6 protein-coding genes are annotated in these 3,796 nt (G+C 68.9%); 1 reads left to right on the plus strand and 5 read right to left on the minus strand.

Going from position 1 to position 3,796, the window contains the following annotated elements; genetic code table 11:
* On the plus strand, positions 1-239 hold a 239-nt coding region (locus AX737_RS34255; RefSeq protein WP_197430514.1), incomplete at its 5' end, for a hypothetical protein.
* A 9-nt stretch (positions 240-248) separates the two neighbouring features.
* Here AX737_RS34255 and AX737_RS37990 read toward each other — a convergent pair.
* The 5 genes from AX737_RS37990 to pstA all read right to left on the minus strand — a co-directional run bounded on the left by AX737_RS37990 (position 249) and on the right by pstA (position 3,732).
* Entirely contained in the window at positions 249-410 is a 162-nt protein-coding gene (locus AX737_RS37990; RefSeq protein WP_197430515.1) for a hypothetical protein, read from the minus strand.
* Positions 411-525: 115 nt separating this feature from the next.
* On the minus strand, positions 526-1,227 hold the full coding sequence (gene phoB, locus AX737_RS09150) for a phosphate regulon transcriptional regulator PhoB (RefSeq protein ID WP_066920761.1): 702 nt from the start codon (positions 1,225-1,227) through the stop codon (positions 526-528).
* A 17-nt stretch (positions 1,228-1,244) separates the two neighbouring features.
* Positions 1,245-1,961, minus strand: coding sequence for a phosphate signaling complex protein PhoU (phoU, locus tag AX737_RS09155; protein WP_066920763.1), 717 nt, complete (start codon positions 1,959-1,961; stop codon positions 1,245-1,247).
* 74 nt (positions 1,962-2,035) lie between these two features.
* Entirely contained in the window at positions 2,036-2,866 is an 831-nt protein-coding gene (pstB, locus tag AX737_RS09160; protein ID WP_066920765.1) for a phosphate ABC transporter ATP-binding protein PstB, read from the minus strand.
* 26 nt (positions 2,867-2,892) lie between these two features.
* A complete protein-coding gene (pstA, locus tag AX737_RS09165; protein WP_066920767.1) occupies positions 2,893-3,732 on the minus strand; it encodes a phosphate ABC transporter permease PstA in 840 nt (279 codons plus the stop codon).
* Positions 3,733-3,796: the final 64 nt, after the last annotated feature.

Consider the following 3,796-nt stretch of genomic DNA (forward strand, 5'->3'; position numbering starts at 1 on the left):
CCGCGATGCGCGCCAAGGGCGTAGCCTACCTGAAGGGCGACTGGACCAACCAGAACCCCGAGATCACCCGCCTGCTCGAGCGGCACGGCCGCAGCGGCGTGCCCCTCTACCTGCTCTATGGCGGCCGGGCCGAGCCGCACGTGCTGCCGCAGATCCTGACCGAGGGCGGCGTGCTCGGCTGGCTGGAGCGGATCGGGACCGAGAGGAGCGCGGCGGAGGGCATATCAGGGAAGGGCTGAGGTCGGGTCTCAGGCATCCCATGGGTCGAAAGGTTTCACGCCGGTCGGCTGGAAGTCGGCCATGTTGCGGGTCACGACGGTCATTCCGTGGACCATGGCCGTCGCAGAGATCAGCGCATCGCGCTCGCTGCGCTTGATCGGAACGTGCAACCGGGCGTAGCACTGCGCCACGGCCATATCGACGGGTAGCGTTCGTCCGGCGAACTCAGGCAGGACTTGGCGCTCGAACCACGCACGCAGAACCGATCCCTGCGCGGGGTCCTTCCGCTCGGCGAGTAGAACGCCCTCACGCCTCGGCGGAAAAGGTCTCGTCGAAGGCGTAGCCCGAACCCCGCACGGTGCGGATCGGGTCGGGCTGGCGCGGGCGGTTGAGCGCCTTGCGCAGGCGCCCGACATGCACGTCGACCGTGCGCTCGTCGATGTAGACGTCGTGGCCCCAGACACCGTCGAGGAGCTGCTCGCGCGAGAAGACCCGGCCGGGGCTCTGCATCAGGAACTCGAGCAGCTTGAACTCGGTCGGTCCCAGATGGATCTCGTGCCCGCTGCGGCGGATGCGGTGGCTGACCCGGTCGAGCTCGATGTCGCCCGCCGCCAGCAGGTCGGCGACGTGGGCGGGCTTGGCCCGGCGCAGCAGCGCGCGGACCCGGGCCAGCAGCTCCGGCACCGAGAACGGCTTGACGATGTAGTCGTCCGCTCCCGTGCCGAGGCCGCGGATGCGGTCGCCCTCCTCGCCGCGGGCGGTCAGCATGATGATCGGCAGTCGCTCGGTCTCGCGCCGCGCCCGGACGCGCCGGCACAGCTCGATTCCCGAGAGGCCGGGCAGCATCCAGTCGAGCAGGATCAGGTCGGGCTGCTGCTCGGCGAGCTTCAGCTCGGCCTCGTCGCCGCGCGCCGCCGCATCGACCTCGAAGCCCTCGGCCTCGAAGTTGTAGCGCAGGAGCGTGGTCAGCGCCTCCTCGTCCTCGACGATCAGGATTCGCGTGCGCATGCCCTTGTCCCGGATGCTCAGCCCTGCCCCGGCGTGACGGTGGCGTAGTTCGAGGCGTCGTTCTTCGGCCGGTCGCCGGTCGGGGTCTCGCCGGTGGCGAGGTACTGGATCGTCTCGGCGATGTTGGTGGTGTGGTCGCCGATGCGCTCGACGTTCTTGGCGCAGAACAGGAGGTGCGTGCAGAACGAGATGTTGCGCGGATCCTCCATCATGTAGGTCAGCAGCTCGCGAAACAGCGAGTTGTAGAGCGCGTCGATCTCGCCGTCGCGCTCCCACACGTCCTGGGCGGCCTTCACGTCGCGGCTGCCGTAGGCGTCGAGCACGTCCTTGAGCTGCGCCTCCGCGAGGTCGCTCATGTGCTGCACGCCCAGGATGATCTTCTGACCGACCGCCTGGTCGCTGATCGCCACCACGCGCTTGGCGATGTTCTTGGCCAGATCCCCGATCCGCTCCAGATCGCCCGAGACGCGGATCGCCGAGATGGTCTCGCGCAGGTCGATGGCGAGCGGCTGGCGCTTGGCGATGAGGAGGACGGAGCGCTCCTCGATCTCGTGCTGGAGCGTGTCGAGGCGCTTGTCCGCCGCGATCACGGCCTGCGCGAGCGTCGCGTCGCGGCGCACGAGCGCGTCGGTGGCCTCGGTCACCATCTTCTCGGCGATGCCGCCCATCTCGGAGATCGAGCGGCGCAGGTTCTCCAGTTCGGCGTCGTAGGAGCTGACGATGTGACCGGGCATGGCGGGGTCCTCGGTACGGGTATGCGGTGCGGTGCGGGAGCCGAGGCTAAGCCGAGCGCTACGGGAGCCGAGGCTCAGCCGAAGCGGCCGGTGATGTAGTCCTGCGTCTGCCGCTTCTCCGGGTTCATGAAGATGCGGTTGGTCTGGCCGAACTCGACGAGCTCGCCGAGATACATGAAGGCGGTGAACTGCGAGATGCGGGCCGCCTGCTGCATGTTGTGGGTGACGATCGCGATGGTGAACTCGTCGCGCAGCTGCTCGATCAATTCCTCGATGCGTCCCGTCGAGATCGGGTCGAGGGCCGAGGTCGGCTCGTCGAACAGGATCACCTCCGGGCGCTCCGCCACCGTACGGGCGATGCAGAGGCGCTGCTGCTGGCCGCCGGACAGGCCCATGCCGGACTGCTTGAGCTTGTCCTTCACCTCGTCCCAGAGCGCGGCCTTGCGGAGCGCCGACTCGACGCGGCCGTCGAGCTCGGATTTCGGCAGCTTCTCGTAGAGGCGCATGCCGAAGGCGACGTTGTCGTAGATCGACATCGGGAAGGGCGTGGGCTTCTGGAACACCATGCCGACCCGCGAGCGCAGCTCGTTCAGGTCGATCCTCGGGTCGAGGATGTTCTCGCCGTCGAGCAGGATCTCGCCTTCCGCGCGCTGCTCCGGATAGAGGCTGTAGATCCGGTTGAAGGTGCGCAGCAGGGTGGACTTGCCGCAGCCCGAGGGGCCGATCAGCGCGGTGACCTGCCGGTCGTGGAAGTTCAGGTTGATGTTCTTCAGGCCGTGGAACTGGCCATAGTAGAAGTTCAGGTCCTTCACGGCGATCCGCACCGGGGCACCCGCATTCGCGCCGGCGCGGGCAGAGGGCTGGGTCACGGAACCCTTGGCGGCGAGCGCTGCGGCGTTGCTCATGGGATCGATCCTTCGAACTCGGCGTCTCAGCGGGCGCGCTGCGGCTTGATCACCGTGCGGGCGATCACCGACAGGGCCAGGATGGTCACGGTGATGAGGAGCGCGCCCGCCCAGGCGAGCTGCTGCCAGTTGGGATAGGGCGAGAGCGCGAACTGGTAGATCATCACCGGCAGGTTCGCGACGCCGCCCATCAGGTTGGCGTTGAACCAGCTGTTGTTGTTGAGCGCGGTGAAGAGCAGCGGCGCGGTCTCGCCGGCGATGCGGGCGAGCGCCAGGATGATGCCCGTGACGATGCCGGCCGAGGCCGCCCGCCAGGTCACGCTGCGGATCACCACGGAAGGAGGCGCGCCGAGCGCCGCACCCGCCTCGCGCAGCGTGCCCGGCACGAGGCGCATCATGTCCTCGGTGGTGCGCACGATCACGGGCGTGGCGATGATGGCGAGCGCCACCGCCCCGGCCCAGCCCGAATAGGTCCCCATCGGCCGCACCATCAGGGTGTAGACGAACAGGCCGATCAGGATCGAGGGCGCCGAGAGCAGGATGTCGTTGAGGAAGCGGATCACGTCGGCGAGCTTCGAGGTGCGGCCGTACTCGGCGAGGTAGGTGCCGGCCATCACGCCGATCGGGGTCGCGATCAGGATGCCGATCACCGTCATCACGAGGCTGCCGAGGATCGCGTTGGCGATGCCGCCGCCCTCGCTGCCGGGGCCCGGGGTCGGCTGGGTCAGCAGCGTCGGCGAGAGGCCCTTCAGGCCCTCGACGATCAGCATGAGCAGGATCGAGCCGAGCACGATCGCACCGAGAAGGGTGGCCAGGGTGCAGGCGATGCGGAGCGTTCGGTCGGCGGTGCGGCGCGAGGCGCGCACGCGGCTCGCCCGCCTCGGCGTGCCGGAGGGGGCGCCGGCGGGCGGCGCTGCGAGGGTGTTGGCG

The organism is Methylobacterium sp. CCH5-D2 (assembly GCF_001556475.1).
In the GTDB taxonomy this organism is placed as follows: domain Bacteria; phylum Pseudomonadota; class Alphaproteobacteria; order Rhizobiales; family Beijerinckiaceae; genus Methylobacterium; species Methylobacterium hispanicum.